General features: G+C 51.0%; 14 protein-coding genes. 10 read left to right on the forward strand and 4 right to left on the reverse strand.

Features of this window, described 5'->3' with window-relative positions; all coding sequences use genetic code 11:
* Positions 1–20: 20 nt before the first annotated feature.
* Both CWI69_RS00415 and csrA read right to left on the reverse strand, forming a co-directional pair.
* Positions 21–635: an SDR family oxidoreductase gene (locus tag CWI69_RS00415; protein WP_126760908.1), complete on the reverse strand. Its 615-nt coding sequence runs from the start codon at positions 633–635 to the stop codon at positions 21–23.
* Positions 636–979: 344 nt separating this feature from the next.
* Complete coding sequence (gene csrA, locus CWI69_RS00420; protein WP_126760910.1) at positions 980–1,162, reverse strand: carbon storage regulator CsrA; 183 nt, start codon at positions 1,160–1,162, stop codon at positions 980–982.
* A 329-nt stretch (positions 1,163–1,491) separates the two neighbouring features.
* Here csrA and CWI69_RS00425 point away from each other — a divergent pair, with 329 nt between their 5' ends.
* On the forward strand, positions 1,492–4,224 hold the full coding sequence (locus CWI69_RS00425) for a putative bifunctional diguanylate cyclase/phosphodiesterase (protein WP_126760912.1): 2,733 nt from the start codon (positions 1,492–1,494) through the stop codon (positions 4,222–4,224).
* Between the two features lie 89 nt (positions 4,225–4,313).
* On the opposite strand, the gene CWI69_RS00430 is transcribed toward CWI69_RS00425, so the two are convergent.
* Positions 4,314–5,474, reverse strand: coding sequence for a DcaP family trimeric outer membrane transporter (locus CWI69_RS00430; RefSeq protein WP_126760914.1), 1,161 nt, complete (start codon positions 5,472–5,474; stop codon positions 4,314–4,316).
* Positions 5,475–5,761: 287 nt separating this feature from the next.
* On the opposite strand from CWI69_RS00430, the gene acs reads away from it, so the two are divergent.
* From acs to CWI69_RS00450, 4 genes are all read left to right on the forward strand, one after another.
* Complete coding sequence (acs, locus tag CWI69_RS00435; RefSeq protein ID WP_126760916.1) at positions 5,762–7,708, forward strand: acetate--CoA ligase; 1,947 nt, start codon at positions 5,762–5,764, stop codon at positions 7,706–7,708.
* Positions 7,709–7,756: 48 nt separating this feature from the next.
* A complete protein-coding gene (locus CWI69_RS00440; protein ID WP_126760918.1) occupies positions 7,757–8,404 on the forward strand; it encodes a response regulator in 648 nt (215 codons plus the stop codon).
* A gap of 104 nt (positions 8,405–8,508) precedes the next feature.
* Positions 8,509–12,762, forward strand: coding sequence for a S8 family serine peptidase (locus CWI69_RS00445; protein WP_126760920.1), 4,254 nt, complete (start codon positions 8,509–8,511; stop codon positions 12,760–12,762).
* 13 nt (positions 12,763–12,775) lie between these two features.
* Positions 12,776–13,234: a hypothetical protein gene (locus tag CWI69_RS00450; protein WP_126760921.1), complete on the forward strand. Its 459-nt coding sequence runs from the start codon at positions 12,776–12,778 to the stop codon at positions 13,232–13,234.
* Here CWI69_RS00450 and CWI69_RS00455 read toward each other — a convergent pair.
* Positions 13,212–16,709: a PAS domain-containing hybrid sensor histidine kinase/response regulator gene (locus CWI69_RS00455; RefSeq protein ID WP_126760923.1), complete on the reverse strand. Its 3,498-nt coding sequence runs from the start codon at positions 16,707–16,709 to the stop codon at positions 13,212–13,214. The genes CWI69_RS00450 and CWI69_RS00455 overlap by 23 nt on opposite strands.
* Before the next feature lie 562 nt (positions 16,710–17,271).
* Here CWI69_RS00455 and CWI69_RS00460 point away from each other — a divergent pair.
* The 5 genes from CWI69_RS00460 to CWI69_RS00480 all read left to right on the forward strand — a co-directional run bounded on the left by CWI69_RS00460 (position 17,272) and on the right by CWI69_RS00480 (position 26,491).
* Entirely contained in the window at positions 17,272–20,214 is a 2,943-nt protein-coding gene (locus CWI69_RS00460; protein ID WP_126760924.1) for a TonB-dependent receptor domain-containing protein, read from the forward strand.
* 105 nt (positions 20,215–20,319) lie between these two features.
* A complete protein-coding gene (locus CWI69_RS00465) occupies positions 20,320–22,284 on the forward strand; it encodes a S9 family peptidase (protein WP_126760925.1) in 1,965 nt (654 codons plus the stop codon).
* A 144-nt stretch (positions 22,285–22,428) separates the two neighbouring features.
* Positions 22,429–22,695 (forward strand): DUF4212 domain-containing protein, encoded by a 267-nt coding sequence (locus tag CWI69_RS00470; protein WP_126760926.1) that lies wholly within the window; start codon positions 22,429–22,431, stop codon positions 22,693–22,695.
* A gap of 12 nt (positions 22,696–22,707) precedes the next feature.
* Positions 22,708–24,423: a sodium:solute symporter family protein gene (locus tag CWI69_RS00475; protein ID WP_126760928.1), complete on the forward strand. Its 1,716-nt coding sequence runs from the start codon at positions 22,708–22,710 to the stop codon at positions 24,421–24,423.
* 154 nt (positions 24,424–24,577) lie between these two features.
* Positions 24,578–26,491: a DUF294 nucleotidyltransferase-like domain-containing protein gene (locus tag CWI69_RS00480; RefSeq protein ID WP_126760929.1), complete on the forward strand. Its 1,914-nt coding sequence runs from the start codon at positions 24,578–24,580 to the stop codon at positions 26,489–26,491.
* Positions 26,492–26,496: the final 5 nt, after the last annotated feature.

Raw genomic sequence — 26,496 nt, forward strand, 5'->3', positions numbered from 1 at the left:
GCCATCGATTTAACACAAGTTTAATCCGCAGACATCACATCAAACGCTTTGCCGACCATGCCGTCGGTCGTCAGGCAGCCCAGCAGCACGTGAACCACATCTTCGCGCGGTATCTTGCCGGCGGGCAGATGCTCGCCAATGTCGACCCGTCCGGTGCCTTTGTCATCGGTGAGCGCGCCGGGTCGGACGATGGTCCACTCTAAACCGCTGCGCATCAGCTCGCGATCGGCGTAATGCTTGGCGGCGTAGTAGGGCTTGAGCTCATCTGCCCAGTTCTCGCGGTTGTTGGACTGCCAGGCGCTGACCATCACAAAGCGCTTAGCACCTGTGGCTTGCGCGGCTTCCATGGTTTTCACTGCGCCATCGAGATCGACGAGCAACGTCTTATCGTCACCGCTATTGCCTCCCGATCCTGCGGTAAAGGCGACGGCGTCAACGCCTGCTAAAGCATCTTCCAGCTGCGCCACCGTCCCCTCCAGATCCGCCAGACGCGCTTCTACGCCTTTTTCCTGCCATTGCTGTTGCTGCTCTTCTTTGCGCACCAGCGCCACAACCTCGTGCTCCGCATTATCCTGCAACAACTCCACGAGCTGTTGACCTATTTTCCCATTCGCTCCGACCACTGCTACTTGCATCTGGAACCTCGCTTATCTTTTTCGGTGAATTTGCGTACTCCCTATTACCTTTGGGCGAAAGCCTTGAGATCAAGGTGTTCTAGCGTTGGCTACTTGTCGTTGAGCTGCTTTTACTTTATGAAGGGGGTATACGTTTATTCCTTAAACAATAAACATAATTACAACGAGGCTGTGTTAGTGCTTACCTCCTAAATTAAGGAGGATGTACCCTGTGCGAGTGCCGCTTTTTGTGTTTGCATCACTCTTGGGCGGCATGTGCTTTTACATGGCTATTGGCGTAAGGGTTTGTATGGGTATTGAGGTGATGGACGCTTAGACCCGTAGTAGAACTACGGGCTACGGGTTTAGTTGTTCTGCTCGGCTAATTCCTGCTGAATTCGGTAGTAGACTTCCTCACGATGCACCGCCACTTCGCGCGGTGCTTCAATTTGGATTCGCACCTGCGAGCCACGCACTTCCGCAATGGTAATGGTGACATCATCACCAATCTTTAATGATTCTCCGACCTTCCGACTCAGGATGAGCATAGTCTTGATTTCCCTTTGTTATTCTTATTATTCCAAACGCTTAGAATGTTTTAGTATTGTGAAGTATAAATGATTTCTCTGTGACATTTCGAGGCTTTTTTTCAGTGACATTTATTAACCCGGCGCAGTTACTTTACAGCCCAGTAAATACGACACTTCTGTTCTGGTTGGAGCAGTTGTCAACGGACGAACTTGGCGAGTTGGACGAAATTTAAGCCGTTTGAAAGTGCTTTGGTTAAGCTTTCGCTTAAATTAAAAGCGCTATTCAACCTTAAAAAAGTGTGTTTATATGGCTTGAACGTTAACAAAAACGTATAGACAACTGGCCGATGAATATAATAAATACTGACTTGCAGGCTAGAGCTGTTTTACAGCTGGTGACGGCGACGGCACTGTTTTTTGCTGGCGCACTAATCTTCGGGTATCGCCTGCTCGAACCAACACAACAATTACTGTACCACTCCATCAGCTCATCATTTCAGGTGATGATGATTGCTATTGGTGCCAGTGTTTTATTGCGTAGCTATAAGCGCGATAGGGTTAATTATCGGCGTCTCTCTTCTTTGCTTGGCGGCATTGCCGTTTTGGCAGTTATTGACGGCAGCATGGGTAGCCTGTTTGATAGCTTCGACGCACAAATTCCGCCATACGTGTATCTGATATTTCTGCCGCTCACGCTTAGCCTGATACCTATCTTCCCGCCAGCCGATCAACGCCGTGCGTGGCAGCAGGAAGTGATAAAAATTAGCGCGGGCTATGCGCTGCTTGTTGCCAGCTTGTCTTTTGGTGTTTTGTTACTGCACCTCATTCTGAAATCACCGATACTTGCCAAGCATCCAACCGGAAGCCTGGTGATTTGTGTTGCCGGCATACTTGCCGGGGTGGCGATCTACAGCGTCAGTTACCGCGGCCGGCGGCCGTTACCGAAATTGTCAGCTGCGTCGGCCAGATTTACTTCACTTGCGGTGTTTTTGGTGCTTGCTTTCGGCATTGGTATGTTCCATACGGAAATGTCAGATTTAAAAATCCAGGGCGATCGCACCATTAAACAACTGCGTGATAGTCGTATTGCTTTGGGTGAAACTCATATTAAGCTGTTTCAACGCTTGGGCGAGCGCTGGGAGCTTTATCCTTACGCTGCACACTCCCGCTTGATGGAAGTCGACATCAATGCCTATCTACAGCACATCGAAGCTTTGGAGGCTTTGTTACTGGTTTCGCCGGATAACGAAGTTGTTTTCGAGCGCTTAAAACCATCCCGCTCCAGCTACATGGACGAAGTCATGACTGACCCCGTGGTACGAGAAGCGCTTGAGAAAAATCCGCAGGTGCCAGAAATCGTTGTGCCAATGTTCGCGGTGGATGAGTTGAGCGCCAAGATTATTGTCCGGGTCGGTGTCGATTTTGTGGAATCGCCAGGTGAAATTGATACCGGTGTGTATTCCTTACTAGCCATACTGGATGTCCGCGCGATGCTCAACTCGAGCCTGGTCAGCGCAGTAGAAACTGATATTGAAACCTACACCGAGGTTATGCCCGGTATCTGGATGGATCGCTCTGGTTTCTGGGTCAGCGAGACGACCCGTAACTATCTTGAAGAAACAGCGATCCGGCTTGAACTGGGTACCATGGATATGTACTACAGCAGGGGTGTGCCTGTTATGGCCTACCTTTACCAGCTGGACAATCTGCAGGAGACCTCGAACCTGCAAATGCTGATTGTGGTTGGTGGCATAGGCCTGGTGTTACTCGTGGTGCTCGCGGTTGAGCGTAACGTCACCCTGGAGGTGCAGGGCCGTCAGCTGTTTTATCAGGCCCATCATGACGCATTAACTGGCTTGATGAACCGCAGCAGCATTGAAGCGTACATTGGCAGACATTTTCATGATAGTCAGGACGTGACCGTACTCTTTATTGATCTCGATGGTTTTACCCTGATCAACGATAGCCTTGGCTTACACGTGGGTGACGCGATTCTGGTGCAGTTGGCTGAGCGTCTGCAAGGCCAGCAACCGCGGCGCAGCGAGCTGGCGCGCTTTGCCAGTGATGAATTTATTATGGTGCTGCAGGGCGCAGTCAACTTCCCGGAACGGGTGAGCACGCTGGCCGAGGATATCATGCTGACTGTTGCCCAGCCGTACCTCATTGATGAACACAAAATCTATCTGACAGCCAGTGTCGGTGTCGCGCACCAGACCGGTGATGTGCGTACGCCGCTGGAATTAATTCAGCGTGCAGATATGGCCATGCATCAGGCAAAACGGCTGGGCTATAACCACGTGCAGGAATACGACAAGAGTATGGCGCAACGCTTGCTTTCGACGACAGCCATGCGCAGTAGTTTGCAGGAAGCAATTGAGCAGGATGAGCTTGAACTCCATTATCAGCCGATTGTGCGTTGTAATGATCAGCGGGCAATACAAGTGGAAGCGTTATTGCGCTGGCAGCAAGCTGATGGCAGCTATATCCCGCCAAGCGAGTTTATTCCGCTGGCAGAAATGACCGGACAAATTGTTCCCCTGAGTGAATGGGTGTTCCGCCGCGCCTGTCAGGATGCAGTGAAATTACAGCAGCGAGAAAGCAAATTTCGCATGTCGGTCAATGTCTCCGCGTTACACTTTAATCGCGCTAACTTTGTCGACTTCGTTTTGCATACGCTGGCGGAAACTGGTTGCCATGCGCAATGGTTGGAGCTGGAACTGACGGAATCGATTCTACTGGAAGGTACCCAGTACGCGATCGAACGGCTGCAGAGGTTGCGTCAGCATGGCCTGACGATTGCCCTTGATGATTTCGGTACCGGCTTCTCAAGCCTGAGTTACCTGAAACGTCTGCCGATAGATACGGTTAAAATTGACCGCAGCTTCATCGCTGGTATCCGGCACCACAAGAGTGACCGGGTGTTGATTGATAGCGTGATTAAAATTGCCCAGAGTCTGGATTTCGCGGTACTTGCTGAGGGCATCGAGACGCCCCAGCAAGCGGAGTTTGTTACGGATCTGGGTTGTAATTATATGCAGGGTTATTACTTCGGCCGCCCAGTGCCACTGAAAAACCTGTAAGAGCAACTGCGTTAGTGGTTATCAGATATTAGTTATTGCAACCAATAACCAATAACCACTAACTAATATCCACCAGCGCTCTTGTTTTCTCAGAAGCTGTACATCGCCATAAACTGCAGGCGCGTCATATCGCCGTCGGCGCCAGCTTCAGTTTCGCGGGTCGCGCGTGACAATTCAGCACCAAAAGTGACATTTTGTACCGGTGAATACATAAAGTTAGCACCGATACGCTGAGTGTATTCAGTCACGGCGCTGCCGGTTAAGGTGACATCGTTGTCGGCCCAGCCCCGGCTGTACACCAGGTTGGTGCGCGTGGTGTCGTTCCAGACATGGCGGTAAGCCAGCGTCACGCCCGATGAATCGATAGCTTCCAGGTCGCCATTGGCGTCAATCACGGCGCCGTTGAACAGGTTAAGTCCTAAGTAACGACCAAAACCAGAACCGGTCTGGAACGAGGCGCGAATATCATTCTTGCCAAGTTGCCATTTCGCTCCCACAGAAACGCCGTAACCGGTTGCGGTTTCGTCATTGCCATCGCCTTCCACGTCATGTCTGAGCTGGCGCACCAAGCCGGCAATACTGTAGCTGAACGCACCGGATTTGCCGACATACTTCGCGGTCAGGTCGGGCATTAAGCCATCGCTTGAGGTAATACGGCCACCGCCACCAAACGGCGTGACCGTAGTTTCCGGGTTCTCGGCCGAGACGCTGAAGCCGCCCTGGGTGTAACGCACTTGTGGCTGGCGCATGAAGATGATGCCATCGGTCGCACCGATAAAATCAACGGACTCGGGCAAAATGGCTAAATTCTGGAAGTTTGACCAGGCTTGTCCCACCAACCAGTTACTGTAGGTGAAATACGCCTGGCGTAAGCGTGGCGCATAAGAATTGGTGATACGTTCATCACCCACTGGCACTGTCATAAAGTCGAGTTCCAGCCGGGCTTTGACGGTTTCGCCGTTGTCGAGATCCTGGCTGATGTCAAAATAGAAACGCGATTGCCGGGCGTGTACATCAGTCACAATGTCGTCACCGTTACCGGCAACGGGAGTAGTACTTGGGATATAGAACTGGCGGCCGATGAAACCACTATCCGGGGCGGTGCCATCTTGATAATCTGACATGAATGCATCAAGTTTAATGTAACCGCTGAAATCCCACTCGGGTTCAGCAGCGTGGGCTGGTACCATGGCGAGACCGCCCACTACGGCACTGGCAATCAGCGATTTGGTTAGAGTTTTGTGCAGCATTGCGGTGCTCCTTAAATGATTAGCTATTGCGTGAAAAAGCATCGAATGGTTGAGGGAAATAATCAATCTAGACTATGGTCTAATGGTCGCCCGCGCCCGAATAACTGAAGGTATGCAAAAGACAAAATACAAAAGCGTTATTCGTTTCTCGTACGCTTCGCTGTTCGAACGCTCGCTTTGCTCGCTATTCGTGAATTAATATCAGTTAACGAGAAGCACGAAGTGCGTACGAACAGCGAAGCGCACGAACAACGAACAGCGAAGCGCACGAATTTTCAGGAGGATTTATGCAGCAGAACGTATACAAGGTGCCGGCGGAAGCGAAGAGCCGCGCCCACATTGATAATGAGCGTTACCTTGAGATGTACCAACAAAGTGTTGATGATCCTGAGGGGTTCTGGCGCGAGCAGGGGCAGCGTATCAGTTGGTTTAGCCCTTATGACAAAGTGAAAAATACCAGTTTTGCGCCGGGCGATGTCAGCATCAAGTGGTTTGAGGATGGCACGCTGAATGCCTGCTACAACTGTGTTGATCGGCATTTAGCTGAGCGTGGCGACAAAACCGCAATCATCTGGGAAGGGGATGACCCTTCGGTCAGTGAAGAAATCAGTTACCAACAGCTGTACACGGAAGTTTCGCGCTTCGCTAATGGTCTGAAAAAACTGGGCGTAGAGAAAGGCGATCGGGTGGCGATTTACATGCCAATGGTGCCGGAAGCCGCCTATGCGATGTTGGCCTGTGCCCGTATTGGTGCTGTGCATACTGTGATTTTTGGTGGCTTTTCGCCGAATGCCATTGCTGATCGCGTCAATGACTGCGGCGTGAAAGTAGTGATCACAGCGGATGAAGGCCGTCGCGGTGGTAAAACCACAGCATTGAAAGCTAACGTCGACGAAGCCCTGAAAGACAACCGTTGTCCGACCGTTGAACACGTAGTGGTGGCGAAAGTTACCCATGGCGATGTAGGTTTTGATGACCAGCTTGATGTCTGGTGGGATCAATTGGTGAAAGATGTGCCCACGGAGTGTCAGCCGGAGGTTATGAACGCGGAAGATCCACTGTTTATTCTTTACACCTCAGGGTCGACGGGCAAACCGAAGGGCGTCCTGCACACCACCGGCGGTTACATGGTTTGGGCGTCGATGACGCACGAATATGTATTTGATTACCATGAAGATGATGTCTACTGGTGCGCTGCCGATGTAGGTTGGATCACCGGTCACACCTATATTGTTTATGGCCCGCTGGCCAATGGCGCGACCACTTTGGTGTTTGAAGGTTTGCCAACCTATCCGGGCATTGGCCGGATTGGTGAAGTGATCGATAAGCATGGAGTGAATATTCTTTATACCGCACCTACCGCGATCCGGGCGTTGATGGCAAAAGGTACTGCCGCGGCGGAGACCAGCGACCGTTCGTCGCTGCGCACCCTGGGGTCAGTTGGCGAGCCGATTAATCCCGAAGCCTGGGAGTGGTACCACAAGGTGATGGGTGATGGTCGTTGCCCGATTGTCGATACCTGGTGGCAGACCGAAACGGGCGGCATCATGATCACGCCATTGCCGGGGGCGACTGAGCTTAAACCCGGCTCGGCGACACGGCCTTTCTTTGGGGTGCAACCGGGGTTAGTTAATGCCGACGGCGAGCAACTTGAAGGCGCTGTGAACGGTAATCTGGTGATTAAAGATTCCTGGCCGGGACAGTCGCGGACGCTGTGGGGTGACCATGAGCGCTTCGAGCAAACTTATTTTTCTGCTTATAAAAATCTGTACTTTACTGGTGACGGGGCCCGTCGTGACGAAGACGGTTATTACTGGATCACCGGGCGTGTCGATGATGTGCTGAATGTTTCTGGCCACCGTTTAGGTACAGCTGAAATTGAGAGCGTGCTGGTGGAGCATCCGGCGATTTCTGAAGCCGCAGTTGTGGGCTATCCACACGACCTGAAAGGCCAGGGGATTTATGTCTATCTGATTGCCATGTCGGGTACTGAGGTGAGCGATGAGCTGACGAAAGAAGTGCGGGATTGGGTGCGCAAAGAACTTAGCCCGATTGCCACGCCAGATTTCATCCATTGGGCACCGGATCTGCCGAAAACGCGGTCGGGGAAAATCATGCGTCGCATTTTGCGTAAGATTGCTGCCAACGAGTTCGAAAATCTCGGCGACACCTCTACGCTGGCTGATCCAAGTGTGGTAGATTCGCTGATAGATAATCGCCTTAATCGCGAATAACCGATAACCGGTAACCAATATCAAATAACGAGTTGGTAGTTGAGCCCGATGGCTAAATTCTTAATTGCTGATGATCACCCATTGTTTCGCGAGGCACTGCAAGGTGCGCTCGCGAATCATTATCCGGAACTTGAATTACGGGAAGCCGGTGATCTCGAGGCGACCTTAGCTGCGCTCAACGAAGATGATGATGTTGACTTGCTGCTGCTTGATTTGCACATGCCGGGCAGCGGCGATCTGTACGGGTTAATTCGCATTCGTGAGGATTTCCCGTTATTGCCCGTCGCGGTGATCTCGGGCTCTGAAGATGCCAACGTAGTGGCCAAGTGTATTGGCTTTGGTGCGCTTGGTTTTATTCCTAAATCGCTGTCATCGGCGCATATTGCTGAAGCCATCGATGCTATTCTGCAAGGCGATACCTGGGTGCCGGAGGGCTTGCGCGGACGTCTTGATCGCGTCAGTGATGAAGATCAGCAACTGGCTCGCAAAGTGGCCGACCTCACCCCGCAACAATATCGTGTACTGTATCTGCTACACGAAGGTCTGTTGAACAAACAAATTGCCTACCAATTAAATATTACCGAAGCTACTGTAAAAGCTCATATCACAGCTATTTTCCGCAAACTCGGTGTGTACAGCCGCACCCAGGCAGTATTGCTAGCCGAGCGACTGCAGCTGGAAGCGCCCGTCAGTTAAATTCTGTTAAGTTTTGTAACATTCTTTACACACTTTCTGTACCTGATCCTTTCATGGCGTGGTATTGTTGATCGATAAAAACGATAGAACAGGAAGGTAGGAAGATGAAAGATGTAACTCGGGTTATGCGACCAGCAGTGGTCGCGCTTGCTGTGTTGTCTTCGTTGACGGCAACGGCTGCTGTGGCGCAACAACTGCGCACACAGACCATGCAGTCGCCAGAATTGATTCAGCAACATACAGTTGAAAAAAAATCCTCACTGGCGCAGCGGATGGTCAAGAAATATGATGTGACCCGCTTCATTGTTGAGCTGGATGAGCCGGCTGCAGCAGTCTACAAGGGCGGCATTGCTGGCTTTGAACCGACCTCAGCGCTGGCCACCAAAAACGAACGCTTGCAGCTCGGTTCACAGCCGGTTAAAACTTATCAGCAACATTTGCTGAGTAAGCAAAATGAAGTTTTACGCGGCCTTAAAGCGCGTGTTGGTCAATTGGACGCCAAGCACCATCTGACCCTGACCTTCAACGGTATGGTCGTTGAAATGCCCGGTAAAGTAGCGGATCAACAGGCGTTGATCGCACAGCTGCAACAAGTACCCGGTGTGAAGCGTGTCTACGAAGACAAGAAATACTATGCCACCACCCCGAGTTCGATGGACTTAATCAGCGCACCTGGTGTGTGGAGTGAACTTGGCGGCCAGGCACAAGCTGGACGGGACATCAAAATCGCTATTATCGATGGTGGTATTGACCCGGATCATCCGTTGTTTGAAGACAATGGTCATCCAAGTGTCCCGCGCCCAACCAAAGCTGATTATTGCACCACAGAGCCTACCTTCTGTAATGACAAGATTATTGTTGCACGCTGGTACGAGCCAACGGGTGAGGTGCACCCAGATGAAACCGAAACGCCCGCGGATCACAACGGCCACGGTACCCACGTTGCGGGCACAGCTGCGGGTAACCCCGGCTCGTTCACCAGCAATGGGGTAACTTTAAATGTGACTGGTGCCGCACCAGGCGCGCACATCATGGTTTACAAAGCTCTATTTAGCGATGCTGATGGTCGTGGTAGCGGCAGCAGCTCACAGCTGATTCCAGCACTTGAAGACGCGGTCGCTGATGGTGCAGATATCATCAATAACTCCTGGGGCAGTGGTCCGGGTGGTGACCCGGCAGATAGCCCTTACCGCTCCGCCTTTGCCGCGGCGCGTGAAGCTGGCGTGTTAACGGTGACTGCAGCAGGTAATGATGGTCCTGGCGACCGTACGATCGGTTGTCCGGGGTGTATCGAAGACGGCTTGACCGTCGCCAGTAGTCAGCATGGTCGCGATATCAGTCCAAGTGTTGCCGCCGCGGGTCTGCCCGACGTTAACGCGGTGATTGGTAGTGGTAATTTTACTATTTCACAAGACATCAGCGCGTCACTGGCACTGGCCAGTAATGTTGGTGACAATCTTGCCTGTTCGGCGTTCCCGGCCGGTAGCTTTGATAATCAAATCGTGTTGGTTCAACGTGGCACCTGTACCTTCGAGCAAAAAGCGAGCAACGTTCAAAACGCTGGCGCTGATGCGATGATCGTGTACAACAACGAAGCCGGTATTCTGACCATGAACATGAATGCGGCAACCTTGCCATCAGTGATGATTACTCAGCAAGCAGGCGATGCGATTCGCGCAGAATGGAGCAGTTCAGCGACAGCGACTATTAAAGCTCCGGAATTACGAATTATTGCAGAACTGGAAGACAGCATGTCTTCATTTAGCTCACGCGGTCCGAACGGTGACTCAAGCTTCCTGAAACCAGATATCACGGCGCCAGGTAGCAATATCCTTGCACCGGTACCTGGTGGAAGCGTGGGCAGTTTGTCGGGAACTTCGATGGCTTCCCCTCATGTCGCAGGTGCAGCAGCGCTGTTATTAGATCAACGTGCAGGGTTGACACCTGATCAGCTTAAGTCATTGCTGATGACCTCTACCGATAGTGGTTTGCGCGATGATGACACCATTTCGGCAACAACGCCATTTGATCGCGGTGCAGGACGTTTGAACGTCAGTGCAGCAGCAGATAGCTTCGTCGTCGTCGATAAAGCATCGCTGGCAAATAACGCCTGCTCGTTGAGTTGCTCATTCACCCGTACCTTTACCAATACCGGTGATGCGGAAGTCAGTTTCTCCGTTGAGTTCAATCCTGAAAACCCTGAGCTGTCGGCGGTCATCGATGAACCCATCTTTAATCTGGCTGCAGGTGAGAGCAAAGACATTAGCTTTGAGCTTGATTCCCGTTGGTTGAATGATGGTTGGGCGTTTGCTGAAGTGTTAGTCAGCAGCAGTGCCAGCAGTCATCCAACGCTGCGCTTGCCGGTTGCAATTTATGCTTCATCCTCCGATAACGAAGCCATTGTTACGGTAGCGCATACTGCCGGAACCGTTGAAGTCGGTACACCTTTCACCATCAATGCGAAAGGCGCGCTTGGCAGTAGCAGTGATCCGGTCACTATTGATGTGCAGTTGCCAGAAGGCGCAACGGTGGTCGATGGTTCGTTAAGCTTTACTGAGACCCGTTCTACTGCAAGCACTAAAGGTCTTGCGGCCGATGGACGCAGTATCAGCTGGACCGGGTCACAGACAGATGAAGAGAATATCAAGTCGATTACCGTCGCGAACAGCGAGTTTTTCGCGGGCAAGACGATTCAGGAAGTGACCGGCTCTGCACCGTCGAATTCAATTTGTGCTGACGGTTGTGATGACAACATCTTTACCTTCTCAATTGCGGATTTAGGCGGTGTGTATCTTGACAATGTGCTGTATGAATCACTGACAATTTCGACCAACGGTATTATTGCTGCCGGTGAACAAACCGCTGCAATGAGCGGTACTGCGACGAACCAGCAAATTCCAGACAGCTCACGGACAGCAGGTTTCTGGGCACCGTTCTGGACCGATCTGGAGATGGGTACAAGTGTTGGTGGGGGTCAGATTAACTACGCTGTATTAGGTGACGGGACTACTGACTATCTGGTTATCGAGTTTGCAAATGTGCGCGAATTTGACGATGAATCAGGCGACCGCTACACCTTCTCGCTGTGGATTGAGTTGGGGACAGATAATGTTTACTTTAATTACATTGATTTGCCTACCAACGAGCCTCAGGATCTGACCATTGGTGCGCAAGCGGCAGCGGACTCGCTCGGTAATCTGGGTATTCAGCGCTACTTCGATGGTATAGGAAGTTACCCAAGTAACGCTACCGTGTTACAGCCAATGCTTGAGCGCGGCGAGCGTGCAGCGGTTGAGATAAGCTTTGATTTGATCGTTGACACCATCGCGGATGCGCCTGATCGTCTGGTGCAAACCCAACGTGATGAGCCGGTTACCATCGATTTAAGCACTGAGTTTGCCGCCCCGGGTCGTGACTTGTTGACGCTGGCAACGGTGAGTTCTGGCTCAGATAGCTATAGCGCTGTGCTGCCACAACAGATCGACGCAGACGGTGATGTTACAGTTGAAGTTGTAGCCAGTGCCAGTAATGGTTCGGTAGAAGTGCTATCGAACAACAACTTGCGCTATGTGCCGGCTGCCAATTTTGTTGGTACCGACAGCTTTACCTATCGCGGTGTTGATGCTTCAGGGCAATCTACCACAACGGGTACCGTCGAGGTAACTGTGGTGAATAACCCGCCAGTAGCAACCATCGAGCCTATTGATGCTCCTCAGGACGCCGACGCTATTGTCGAGCTTGATGCCAGCGGCAGTAGCGATCCTGACGGTGACACTCTGAGCTTCAGCTGGCAGCAGTTGTCGGGTCCCGATGTTGAAATTGCAGCGAGTAATGAGGCGGTTGCAAGCATCGTCGTACCGGAACTTGAAGATTCAGCTACCGCCGAATTCGAAGTTACGGTATCTGATGGTTTGTTAGAAGCTACAGCGACGGTTTCAGTAACCTTCCGCGGAGCTAACTCGGCACCAGAAGCCTTTGCCCGTGCGACACCGTCAGACGCTGAGAGCGGACAGTCCGTGACGTTAAGTGCAAGTGAGAGTACTGACCCTGATGGTGATGAATTAACCTACACATGGCGTCAGACCTCAGGGCCATCAGTTACGTTGTCAGCGGCAGAGGGGGAGAGTATTAGTTTCAATGCGCCTATTGTCAGCTCGATTTCAACGCTTGGTTTTGAGCTTATAGCGAGCGACGGCGAGCTAGAGGATACAGCAACGGTGAATGTCGTGGTATCACCGACCGAGGGTCGCCAGCCAGAGCCGGACACAGAAAGTTCAGGAAGTTGGCATTTTGGCTTCGTACTCATCGGTCTGTTGCTGGCAGCGTTCCGTAGGTTGTCATTTCGTTCAAAAAACTAAGGGATAGAGTATTATGAAGTTGTTAACTTATGGATGCATGTTAGCACTTGTATGTGGGGTAACGGTTAGCTGTACGCCTGGGGAACAAGGTGAACAAACCAGGGGTGATGAGCTTGGGGAACGATCTTTTGAGGAGCCGGTTGAACACAACCTGGATGAGCTTACAAGCCGGATCGCGGGGCTGGATCAACAGATCCGCTCGATGATTGGTATGGCGTACGCAGATAACCTTGAGCAATGCCGTTTAGCTGAAATTGGCCACCGCCCGTGCGGTGGCCCGCAGTACTACATGGCGTACTCAACGACTGCGTTGGATGAAGAAGCTTTGTTGGAATTGATTGCTGAGCATCGTGCGCTGCAAACCAGGTTCCAGCAGGAAAACGACATTGTTGGTACCTGTGAGGTTCTGCCACGTCCTCAGCTGACACTGCAGGGCGGTCGTTGTGTCGCTAGTCCAACCGCCGAGCGTTAATCTGTAAGTGTTGAAGCAATGCTTTTAAAGCCGCGGGCTTGATAGGTTTAGCCAGAAAATGTAAACCACAGGCCCGTGCTTCTTTGCGCACACTATCATCACGCATCGCGGTGACCAGTGCCCCTGAAACAGCTTGTCCCCAGTGCTCTCTTAGCGCGCTAGCAAGACTCAAACCATCGTGTTCATCATCACTTAACTGGTAATCAAGCAACATGCCATCCGGGCGCGCATGAGAACGTGCGTACTCGAGGACAGTGTCGCTGCTGGTAAAGGTCTCCACAGTGCACCCCCATTTTTCCAACAGCGCCCGTAGCGCATTAAGGTTTTCCTGATCGTCATCGACGCAGACCAGGGTGAGGGCATCGGTCGGAGTTTCGTGTTCACGCTCATAGCTTTGCGCGATAACTTCGCTGGCTGAACCCAGCGGCACGGTGACTGAAAAACAACTGCCTTTGCCTTCGGTACTTTTTAACTTAAGTTCACAACGCAGTTGTTCACTCATCCGTTTGGCAACGCTGAGGCCGAGTCCCACACCTTCGACCCGGGTATTCTGGCCACGGTAAAAGGCGTCGAAAATGCGATGCCGTTGTTGTTGGGTGATACCAAAACCCGTATCCCACACGGCAATTTGCAACTGCCCACCACGTTTACGGATACCGAGCAAAACCTTGCCGCGCTCGCGATTGTATTTGACCGCGTTGGAGAGAAAGTTCTGAATGATGCGGCGCAAATAGGTCGGATCGGTGTAGACCACCTGATCCTGCCAACGGACTTTAAACTCAATTCCGCGATGTTGCGCAAGCACAGCGTACTCGTGAATCAGCGGCTGGACAATGCTGCTAAGCTGCACATGGCGGAAATTTGGTTGTAGCGCGCCCTGATCCATTTTGGCAATTTGCAGCAGTGTGCTGAGCAGGTGTTCGGTTGATGCTAATGCGGTATCGAGTTTGCTGGTGAGCTGCAAGTTATGTGGCGACAAAGATTTCTCTTCCATTGCGGACAAGTACAAGCGCGCCGCATTCAGCGGTTGCAAAATGTCATGACTGGCTAAGGCTAAGAACCGCGTTTTTGACGCATTGGCTTCTTCCGCTTCCTGTTTGGCTTGCTTTAGCTCGACTTCGACTTTGCGGCGGCGGTCAATCTCTTCGGTCAGCTCGTTATTGATTTCGCGGATTTTACGCTGCCGCACGTTGATGCGCTGCTCGAGGTCAATATTAGCTTCTTCAAGTGCCTGGGCGGTCTCGACGTGTTCAGTGATGTCGGTAAAACTGGTAACGAAACCACCATTGGGCAGCGGGTTACCGACCATCTCAATCACCCGTCCATCGCCACGGCGGCGGATAAACCGGTGCGGCGAACCCATTTGCATGTAGTTCAGGCGTTTATTGACCAGTTCGTCGATTTCTCCGGGACCACATTCACCGCGCTCGGCATTGTAGCGTACCAGTGTCGCGATCGGCTGGCCGGGCTTAACCATGCCTTCGGGATAATCGAACAGATCCAGATAGCGTTTATTCCAGGCGACCAATCGTAGTTCCGCGTCGACCACACTGATGCCCTGGGCAAGATTTTCTAATGAACTAAAGAGTATCGATTGCTGGGTTTGCAGCGCTTGTGTGGTGTCATCAAAAAAGTGTACAACTTCTTCCAGATGCAGTCGCCGGTCGCGTAACGCTGCTTCGACCAACGAGCGGGCCGTTGCTGCGCCAAGCACACCGGATAAGGCGCGTTCGACGTAATCGATAAATTCACGGCTGGCGACATCATCTTTGTTGGTGTCGTTAATGACGGTCTGTTGTGCATCACTGAAGTAGGCCAGCAGTTGGCTGGTACGCTCGTTACCGACGAAGGTTTTGAGCAGTAACAACATATCGCCATTGGTGGCCTGATGGTGACGGCCAATCGAGTGTTCCTGCACCACGATGCGAGGTTTAACGAAGGCGGTCGCCTGAATGCGATCCACCAGTCGTGGTTGCGCCAGTAAGGAGAAAATGATGTAGGCTGCGGTATTGAGCGCCAGGCTGATGACGGTGCCCTGAGTGATAACGCTGCTGTCACTGAGGTCATGCGGTAAATACATGGGTACGGCCACGGCGAATAACCAGGCGATAAGTCCCACGCCAAGACCTACGTAGACACCACGCGCATGTCCGCGGCGCCAGTACATGCCGCCGATGATGGCAGGTAATAGCTGCAATACCACTGAGAACGCCAGCAAGCCAATACTGACCAGACCGGTATTCGCTGCCCACAGGTAGTAACATAAATAGGCAAACAGCAGGATGGTGGCGATGGCGATACGACGGATCAACAACAACCTGCCCTGGAACGAGCGAACTTCGGTCTGCTGTTGTCCGGCTGGCAGACCAAAGGGGAAGCGGTGACCGCGCTGCAAAATAAGTGGCATGATCACGTCGTTAGTGATCATGGTGCTAAGGGTAACTGAGGCGATAATAACCATCGCTGTAGCGGCAGAGAAACCGCCAATAAAGATAACGACGGCAAGCCAGGTCTGGTCATGTAATAGCGGCAACTGCAGCGCGTAGGTTGAGGCATCGACACTGTTACCGAGAAAGAATTGCCCCGTTAAAGCTATGGGCACAATGGCTGCGGCAATCAGCAACAGGTAAAGCGGAAAGCCCCAACGGGCGGTGCGTAAGTGGTCAATGTTAACGTTGTCGACCACTGTTACGTGAAATTGCCGGGGCAGGCAGAGAATGACGCCAGCTGCCATCAGGGTCTGCACAATGAAATCAAACTGGGTAAATGCCTGCCAGGACCATTCAGGACGCTCGGGCTGACTGAGAGTCTGCCACATGGTGATGGGCGAGACGTCGCTGAATAATGACCAGGCGAACCAGGCTGCTGCCAGCAGGGCTATGAGCTTCACCGCCGATTCGAAGGCAATGGCCAGGATCATACCGTTCCGGTACTCAGTAACCTCGATATGCCTTGTGCCGAATAGCATCGCAAACACCGCCATGATCGCGGCGGCGGCAAGTTCGTTAATGGAAAACTCAGTCAGCGCTGTGGTGTTTTCCGTCAGCACCATAAATGTCAGTCCGACGGCTTTAAGTTGCAGTGCAATGTAAGGAATGGTCGCCAGAGCTGCGATCAGAGTGACGAACAGAGCCAGACGTTGGCGTTTGCCATAGCGACTAGCGATAAAGTCGGCAATTGAAGTGATATTTTGCTGTTTACTGACCGAAACTAGCTTCTCAACCAGCGGCAAGCCCACTAAAAACAGTAAAAATGGGCCGAGTAAGATGGGCAGATACGCCCAGCCAAAATTCGCAGCGTTACCCACGGCACCATAGTAGGTCCACGAAGTGCAGTAAATCGCCAGCGACATGCTGTACACCGTTGGCCGGTAACTCAGACGATTGGCCCAGGAACCGGTTTTATCGCCAAAATGAGCAACGGCAAACAGCAGCGCGATATAGGCGAGAGCAGCAACAATTAATAATAAGGTCATGGTGGCTTGCTGGGTTGTCAGTAAAGCGAAAACAGTAGCTTGGCGAGGGCTGACTGGTCAAGCTCGACGTTGGTCGGATAAGGTTCTTGAAAAAGTTATACAACTCTGTTTAGGACGACAAATTAACGCCGCTTCTGAGGGAGTGCCGCGTATAACATCTCGTAACACGTGACCTGGTGTATGACTGCTCCGGGCGAGGCTGAATCGGTCGTATAGAAAATATACAGGCATGCACGCTAGTTTATATCATTTGTTATATTTAGAGAACGCTAAAACCTATAAAACTCTGTAAAACATAAGCTTAGAAGAATAACAAAGGGATTACAGCAGAGGGTACAAAGGCGTCACAAATAATTACACAGAACTATTACATTCAATGTGTTTACAACTCACCTAAAAACTATTGTAAATCCCTCAAACTTATGGTTGACTGACGGTCGGAAGGCAAGCTGCAGCCTAGCAGCATCTTCTGTGGAACCATAATCTACGGTTGTAACAATAGAATTTTAATAAAGTTCCATTGAAACCATACTTACAATAAAAAAATATCAGGGAGACTCACATGGCTAAGCAGTCATATTTGTCGAGTTCAATCCGCTCCATCATGATGGCAGGCTTTGGTACTGCATTATTAGCTGGCGCTCCAGCGTTTGCGCAAGACCAGAGTGCTGAAGACGATCAAATCGGAGCTGATGAGAAAGAATCAGTTGTTGAAAACGTTGAAAAAATTCAGGTTACGGGTTCACGTATCCGTACCGATGGTTTGGATAGCGCTACTCCAATTGAAATCATTACCGCTGAGATTGCTGAAGACCAAGGTCTGCAGACTCTTGGTGAGTTACTTCGTACCTCTACTGTCGCGGCCGGTTCTGACCAGTTAATCGCAGCGTACTCTGTTGGTTTCGTTACCAATGGTGGACAAGGTGCTGAGTCAATCTCTATGCGTGGTTTGGGCGCAAGCCGTACCCTCGTACTGTTGAACGGCCGCCGTGCCGGTCCTGCAGGTACGCGTGGTGCAGTTTCTGCATTTGACATGAACGCATTACCTATCAGCATCATTGAGCGTGTCGAAATCCTGAAAGACGGTGCTTCTTCACTTTACGGCTCTGACGCTGTTGCTGGTGTTATCAACATCATCACTAAAAAAGGTGAGGGCGGCGAAGTAAACGTTTCTGGCCTTGCTCCTTTTGAAGGTGGCGGTGAGACTTATCGTGTAAATGGTACTTATGGTAAAGCGTTTGATCGTGGCTCATGGCGTGTAGTTGCTGACTACAACGTGAACACTGGTCTTAAACGTGGCGACCGTGACTACTTTGACTGTACAGAGCGTTACCTGTTCGATTATGAAACAGGTGAGCGTGCGGATCCAATCGATCCACGCACCGGAAACTACCACTGTTCTGAAAGTGGCTTTGGTTTGTTCCACCCTGGTTCATTTGGTGGCGGTCGTTTCCAGTATGACTACGAAAACTTTGGTTTACCAAACGTGGCGACTGAAAATGATTTCGTAACTAATGCTCCTGACGGTTGGTACTGGGCTGGCTATGATAAAGAGTCTGACGGTTTGTTAGACGGTGGTCGTCACCCAGCACGTATGAACGCTACAGTTATCCCAGAAACAACTGTTGCTTCTGTGTATCTGCAAGGTGATTACGACCTGACCGACACCACCTCGATGTATGGTGAGTTGTTGCACAGCAGCCGTAATACTAAATCTGAAAGCGTTCGTCAGTTCTGGACTCGTGAACTTGGCTATCTGCCAGTAAGCGCTGCTCCAGGCTGGGAAGGTAGCACTTTCGTACTTCCAGTGCACTACACTGATCACTACGGCAACGACACCACTGTTGATTACACGCGTGGAGTTGTAGGTCTTGAAGGTTCAATCGGCTTCTGGAACTGGGATGCTTCTTATCAGCGTTCGCACAACAGCGGCGAATACAAGCAAGACATCATCTTATTTGACTCAATGATTATGGCTCAGGAAAACTTGTTAGGTATTCCATGTGAAGGTCGTGTCACTGAGACATCTGGTCGTGCTTGCTACAACTACGACTGGTTTGATCCACAAAATATGTTCGGTAACCAAAACCAGGAAGCACGTGACTTCTTGTTTGGTCAGGACGTAGGTAACACAACTTACAAGCAAGATACCTTTGATGCCTACATCACTGGTGACCTGTTTAACATGCCTTCTGGCCCTGTTGGCGTTGCAGCGGGTGTCTACTGGCAGCGTGATGAGCTTAAAGACGTCCCGGGCGAGAACACTCTTGCAGGTAACTCTTGGGGCTTAAGTGGCGCTGGTATCACTCAAGGTAGTGCAATCACTCGCGCGGTTTACGCTGAGTTCCAGATGCCATTACTGCGTGACCTGCCAGGCGTTGAAAGCCTTGACCTGACGGCTTCTGGTCGTTGGACTGACGTCAGTGCTTACGGTAGCGATACTACGTTCAAAGTAAGCGCAAACTGGTCTATCGGCGCAGGTTTCCGTGTTCGTGCATCACGTGGCTCATCATTCCGTGCCCCGGCACTGTATGAGCTTTACCTGGAAAACCAAACAGGCTTTATCGGTCAAACCGCTGATCCATGTTTGAACTGGGTTGAATCAACCAACGAGCGCGTACGTCAAAACTGCGCCGCTGATGGTATTCCAGAAACTTACACTGATACTTTGGGTAGCTCAGGTTCAATCCTGTCAATCTCAGGTGGTGGTGCAGGTCAGCTGAAAGCTGAAACTTCAATCTCTGAAGGTATCGGCTTGGTTTACACCAGCCCAGAAGGCGTATTAGCTGCGTCAATCGATTACTATGACGTAGTTATCAACAACCAGATCTCTAACGTTTCTGGTGGCGCGGTTCTGAGTCAGTGTTACAACTCAGAAGACTTCGCAAACGAACCATTCTGTGATCAGTTCCAACGTAACGACGGTTCTGATGATGGCGACTGGAGCATCATCCAGGTTCGTGGTGGTTATCTGAATACTGCTGAGCAAATCGTTCGCGGTGTTGATATCGTGGTAACTTACCAGGACTCATTTGACTTTGGTGACCTGCGCGTGAAATTGGATCACACTAACCAGATCCAACGTTCATTCCAGCAGTTCCCAACGGATGAGCCACTGAACAGCATTGGTTTAGTCGGTAACCCGCGTCATGTTGGTAGCCTGAACACCACGTTGAACCGTGATGACTGGAGCTTCAACTGGAACATGTCGTACTATGACAAAACTGAAGACTACTCGTACTACGGTTTTGACGACACCACTTATCGTGGTAACAAAGTTCGTTTCGTTGCTGAAACTCCGTCGTACTTCCTTCATTCAGTGTCAGCGACTACTACGTTCAATGACAACATTGAAGCAACCTTCGGTATCGCTAACTTGTTCGACAAACAGCCTCCAAGCGTCAGCCCGGCAGCATCGTACACATTCGGTAATGTGCCGTTGTTCGCATCGCAGCTTGACTACTTAGGCCGTCGTGCGTTCTTCAACGTTTCATACAGCTTCTAAGTCTTTAGAGCAGGTATGTAGAAGAGAACGACCAAAGCCCCACCTTGGTGGGGCTTTTTTATTGAATAACTAAAATAACTTATAACTACAGAAAATGAGGGCTTTATGAAGTATTCAATATTCTTGGGGCTGGCGGCATTAGTCATCCCAGCATTGAGCTTCAGCTCTACAGTAGACACGGAGCTGTTGGAGAAGTATGCAAAACATGCGCAATATCTGGATGTCAAAATTTCGCCAGAAGGCGATTACCTGGCAGCAACCTCACGCATTACCGATGGGTCTGTCCAGCTGACAGTTATTGATATCGATGATAGCAAAATACTTTCTGTCACTCAGGGACAGGGAAATGAGTCAGTCGGCTCGTTTCAATGGGCGAACAATGAGCGTCTCGTCATGACCATGGTGCGCGAAGTGGGTTCGTTAGATCAGCCGGTACCAACCGGTGAACTGTTTGCGATGGACGCTGATGGCTCCAAACAGGTGATTCTGACGGGACCACGTTCGGAAAGTGGAGAATATGTCTTTGCGCAGGTGGTAGACTATTTACCGGAACAACCTGACGCTATCATGATTTATCAGCGTTCATTCACCTCCGCTGAGCCTTACCTTGACCTCTACACCATGAAGATTACTTCGGGGCGCAAACGTTCAGAAGGACGGATCCCGTTGAAAGCCTATCGCAGCACCAATGTGCAGGTGATTCTTGATGATAAGGGCGTATCGCGTATGGTCGTCGGGGTCGATCCTGAGGAAGGAAATAAGACCCTTATTCTCGGCCGTGATGGCGCGAACCAGGATTGGTATGAAGTAACGAGCTACTACGAGGCCGACGGGGGTTTTGTACCTTTGTTAATGTTGCCAGGAACTGATCAGGTCGTTGGTTTAAGCGATAGTATGTCGGACACTCGTGCGTTAAGTGTGTTGGATCTCAGTACGAAAAAAGAAACGGTTCTGGCAGAACATCCGGACACCGATTTAATGCCAATTATGAGTGTTAAAAATGGTCGTGCGAATGAAGTCATAGGTGCGGCTTTTGAGCATCAGGGTATTGATACCTTCTTCTTTAGCGATGTGGAAGATAAGGATTATTCGAACCTGGTGCAGAGCTTAACCGCCACTTTCCCTGGCAAGTCGGTGTCGATTAATTCGTCGACTCGCGATAATCGTATTCTTACTGTGCGCGTGGCATCGGTGAATGCACCGACCAAGTTTTATATGTTTAATCGTGACAAAGGAAATTTAACGCCTATTGCGGCGGCGAAACCCTGGTTGGAAGATCTCGAAATTCCGGAAACCAAGACCATTGTTTATAAAAGCCGCGACGGTCTGGATATATACGCCTTACTGACCTTGCCAAAAGGTGGTGACATTTCTGAGCTGCCGTTGATTCTGTTACCTCACGGCGGGCCGCATGGTATTCGTGACACGATGACACGGATGGACACAGACGCCAAAGTTTTTGCGGAACACGGTTATGCAGTATTGCAGCCAAACTTCCGTGGGTCTGGTGGTTATGGTCGGGAGTTCTTAGAGCTTGGTCATAAAAACTGGGGCACTACCATGATTAACGACATGACCGATGGCGTGCAGCACCTTATTAAAGAAGGCATTGCTGACGAGGAACGTGTCTGCGTGTATGGCGCATCTTACGGTGGTTATGCTGCAGTACAGAGCGGTATACGTGAGCCTGATCTTTATCAATGCATTGTCGGTTTCGTCGGCGTTTACGACTTGAACCTGATGTACGAACAGGGCGATATTCAGGAAGCGCGTGCTGGTCGCAACTACCTTGACCAGGTCCTGCCTTCTGTCGAAGAAGAGCGTGAAGCGCAGTCTCCTGTATATAACGTTGATAAACTTAAAGCGCCTGTATTTATCATTCAGGGTGGTGCGGATGTCCGTGTTCCCGAAGCACATGCCTTTGCGTTACGTGATGCTCTGAAAGAACGCAATCATCCATACGAGTGGATGTACAAAGAAGCGGAAGGGCATGGTTTTTACAAGCCGGAAAATAACGTGGAGCGGTGGCAAAAAATGCTCGCGTTCTTCAATAAGTATATCGGCGAGTAAGTGTTGCTTTATCTCGTAGAAAACACCGCTTCGGCGGTGTTTTTTTATGTCATTCGACCAATGTCGTATTTCTCCTTTGGCGCAGGCCGACTAGATTGCTAGGTGAACTAAGTAAAATAACAACAGAACAACCTGGAGGGCGTTATGGCTTTTAAAAGCGAAGAACTCGCTAAAGCCTACTGGCGTGAGAATATTGGACTGGTACTTAAGCTGTTAGCGGTCTGGTTTATCGTGTCGTTTGGTTTTGGAATTATTCTGGTGGACTGGCTGAACCAGATCACCTTTTTTGGCTTTAAGCTGGGCTTCTGGTTCGCTCAGCAGGGGTCAATTATCACTTTCGTCATTTTGATTTTTATTTATATCAAACGAATGGCGGCGCTCGATAACAAATACGAAGTTCACGAAGACTAAAGGGGCCGGAACATGGATATTCAAACGCTTACGTTTATTATCGTCGGCCTCACCTTCGCACTTTATATCGCAATTGCGATTTGGTCGCGGGCCGGCTCGACGAACGATTTTTATGTTGCCAGTGGTGGCGTCCACCCAGTAATGAACGGGATGGCCACTGCGGCAGACTGGATGTCAGCAGCATCCTTTATCTCAATGGCCGGTATTATCGCTTTCGCGGGTTACGACGGAAGTGTGTACCTGATGGGGTGGACCGGCGGTTACGTGTTGCTGGCACTTTGTCTGGCACCTTACCTGCGTAAGTTCGGCAAGTTTACTGTGCCGGATTTCATTGGTGATCGTTACTACTCGCAAACCGCGCGTACTATTGCTGTGATTTGCGCAATTTTGATCAGCTTTACCTACATTGCTGGTCAGATGCGCGGTGTCGGCGTGGTGTTTTCGCGCTTCTTAGAGGTGGAAATTGCAACGGGTGTCTTCATCGGTGCCGTAATTGTATTTTTCTACACTGTGCTCGGTGGCATGAAAGGCATCACCTACACTCAGGTCGCGCAATATTGTGTACTGGCCTTTGCTTACCTGGTACCGGCAATTTTTATTTCGATTTACATGACCGGTCATGTGCTGCCACAAACCGGCTTCGGTGCGACTATTGCTGAAGGCGTTGCTGGTGAGGGCAAATACTTGTTGGAACGTCTCGATGGCTTATCTCAGGAGTTAGGCCTTGCCGCTTATACCTCCGGGGTAAAATCGAAGATTGACGTATTTGCAATTACCGCAGCATTAATGGTGGGTACCGCAGGCTTACCGCACGTTATTGTGCGCTTCTTTACCGTACCAAAAGTCCGCGATGCGCGCCGTTCAGCAGGTTGGGCGCTGGTCTTTATTTCAGTTGTTTACCTGACTGCGCCATCCATTGCTGCGTTCTCGAAAGTGAACCTGATCAATACCGTCAACGGGCCTGATTTAACAGGTGTTGAGTATGAGCAAGCGCCTTCCTGGATCAAGAACTGGGAACAAACCGGTTTGATCTCGTGGGAAGACAAGAACGACGACGGTAAGATGTTCTACTCAGGTGATGAGCGCAACGAAATGACCGTTGACCGCGACATTATGGTATTGGCTAACCCTGAAATCGCTGATTTGCCGGCATGGGTCGTCGCCCTGGTTGCGGCTGGTGGTGTAGCTGCTGCGTTATCAACCTCAGCAGGTCTGCTGCTGGTCATTTCAACCTCGGTGTCGCATGACTTGTTGAAACGTACTCTGGCACCGAACATCACTGACCGGCAAGAGCTGATGTGGGCGCGTATTGCGGCTGCTCTGGCGATTGCCTTGTCGACCTGGTTCGGTATTAATCCGCCCGGCTTCGTGGCGCAGGTGGTGGCCTTTGCCTTCGGCTTAGCCGCGGCAAGCTTCTTCCCTGCAATTATTCTGGGTATCTTCTACAAGCGTATGAATAGCACGGGTGCTATTGCTGGTATGGTGGTTGGTGTTCTCTTTACCTTGGCGTATATCATTTACTTCAAGTTCGTGAACCCGGCAGCAAATAATGCAGATAACTGGTTATTTGGTATTTCACCGGAAGGTATAGGTACTTTGGGTATGCTGATTAACTTTGTTGTATCTTATGTGGTACATAAGTTCACCGGCGATGCGCCGCAAGCGACGCAAGACCTGGTTGAGTCCATCCGGTATCCGAAAGGGGCCGGTCACGCGACCAGTCATTAAGCTTACAGCCCGGCTCCGGCCGGGCTTTTTCGTTTAACTTCAAAAACGTTATTGGAAAATTAACTTCAAAACCGTTATTGGTTATTAGATATTAGTCAGTGAGTGGCGCCAATAACTAATAACTAATATCTAATAACGCCGTGGGGTTTTAATCATGCAGCCGGATTTTGCTGAATTGAATCGTTTTTTACTCGACTGCCCGCCATTTGATCAGCTTGCGGCTGAACAAAGGCAGTGGATAGCCGGGCAAATAAAAGCCGCTTACGTCAACGAGCACAATGTGGAAGAGTTTTTTCGGAGCTATAGCCCGGCATTGTACATTGTGCGTTCAGGCGGTTTTGATTTGCTTGCGCCGGATGGTCATCTGATTGAACGCCTTGAGTCGCATGATCTGTTTGGCTTCCCCTCATTACTCAGTGGGCGCGAAGTAGTGAACCAGCTTGAAGTGGTTGAAGACGGCATTATCTTCATTGTCTCTGCCGCCGACTTTGACCGGCTGCGGCAGAACTCACGCGCCTTCGAACTTTACTTTATTCGCGCACACGAACGACGTCTATTAACCGAAACCAGTTTCAGTCAGCCCCCGCGCACCTCCGCAACTTATCCAGAAGGGGCAGCCCCTGCTTATCCACAGGGGGCTGCCCCTGCTGGATATGTGGATGCGTTGCAGCGGCCGGTGGGTGAGGTGGTGCAGCGCGAAGCGGTGTGTCTGACCAGTACGGCGACGATTCAGGAGGCGGCGCAGGCGATGCGCAAGGAGAAAGTTTCCTCGATTATGGTGGTTGATGACGGCCGGCTGGTTGGCATTCTGACCGACCGCGATTTACGCAATCGTGTGGTGGCACAGGGGTTGAGTTATGACATTCATATCAATGCGGTGATGACGCAGGCGCCCGCAACCATCGGAATGACGCAGACGCTACTCGACGCGCTGGCGTTAATGACGCAGGAAAACATTCACCACATTCCGGTGGTCGACGAAGATGGCAAGCCCATAGGTATGTTGACCAATACGGATTTAATGCGGCAGCAGAAAAGTGAACCGGTGATGCTGATCAGCGCACTGAATAAAGTGCAGGACCGCGACGCCTTAATCGCAGAGGCGGCCCATATTCCGGACTACATGCACAGCTTTGCTGCGCGGGTGAATGATGCGGCGGCCGTGGGACGTTTGTTGGCGAGTCTTACCGACACCATGACGCGTAAGCTTATTGATTTTTATGAGCAGGAGCACGGTGTTGCGCCCGCTGCATACGTGTGGCTGGCGTTTGGTTCGCAAGGACGAGAGGACCAGACGCTCAGTTCTGATCAGGATAATGGTCTGCTGTTAGCCAATGACCTCAACGAAAAGCAGTTAGACTGGTTCGCCGGGCTCGGTGAATTTGTCTGTCAGGGCCTGGCCGATTGTGGTGTGCCTAAGTGTCCGGGCGATATTATGGCTTCTAATCCGGACTGCCGCCGCACCCGCGCTGGCTGGCTGGAGCGTTTTGAAAGCTGGACCCGAAGTCCGACACCAAAAGCGCTGATGTATTGCCAGATCTTTTTCGACAGCCGCAATGTGCGCGGCAATAAGCGCCTTTATCAAGCTTATCGGGAAGATGTCGCGAAGTTGGGCCGCTCAGAGTTTTTCCTCGGCAATCTGGCGCGATTGCAGAGCAGGGTGCAGGTGCCCTTAGGTTTGTTTAACCGGTTTCGCGGTACCGAGTCAGGCAAGGACAGTGACTGGGTCGATATTAAGCGTTTTGGCATTGCGCTTATCAACGACATTGTGCGCCTGTACAGTTTACATGAAGGTCTAACCGAGCCGCGTACGCTTATCCGGCTGCAATTGCTTGAGTCGTCAAAACTGTTAAATCGCAAAGACAATCAGGCACTCGCGGAAGCCTGGCAGTTTATGACGCAACTGCGTTTACAACACCAGCTGGCGGTATGGGGCACCGACCAACCAAAAAATGCGCTCGACCCCGATGAGTTGAGCACCCTGACGCGGCGTCAGCTTAAGTCCGCGTTCCGAATTGTGAAAGAGAGCCAGCAAGGGGTCGGCCTCAAGTTTGGCCGGATTGGTTAAGCCAA

Source organism: Pseudidiomarina halophila (genome assembly GCF_003987215.1).
GTDB lineage: Bacteria > Pseudomonadota > Gammaproteobacteria > Enterobacterales > Alteromonadaceae > Pseudidiomarina > Pseudidiomarina halophila.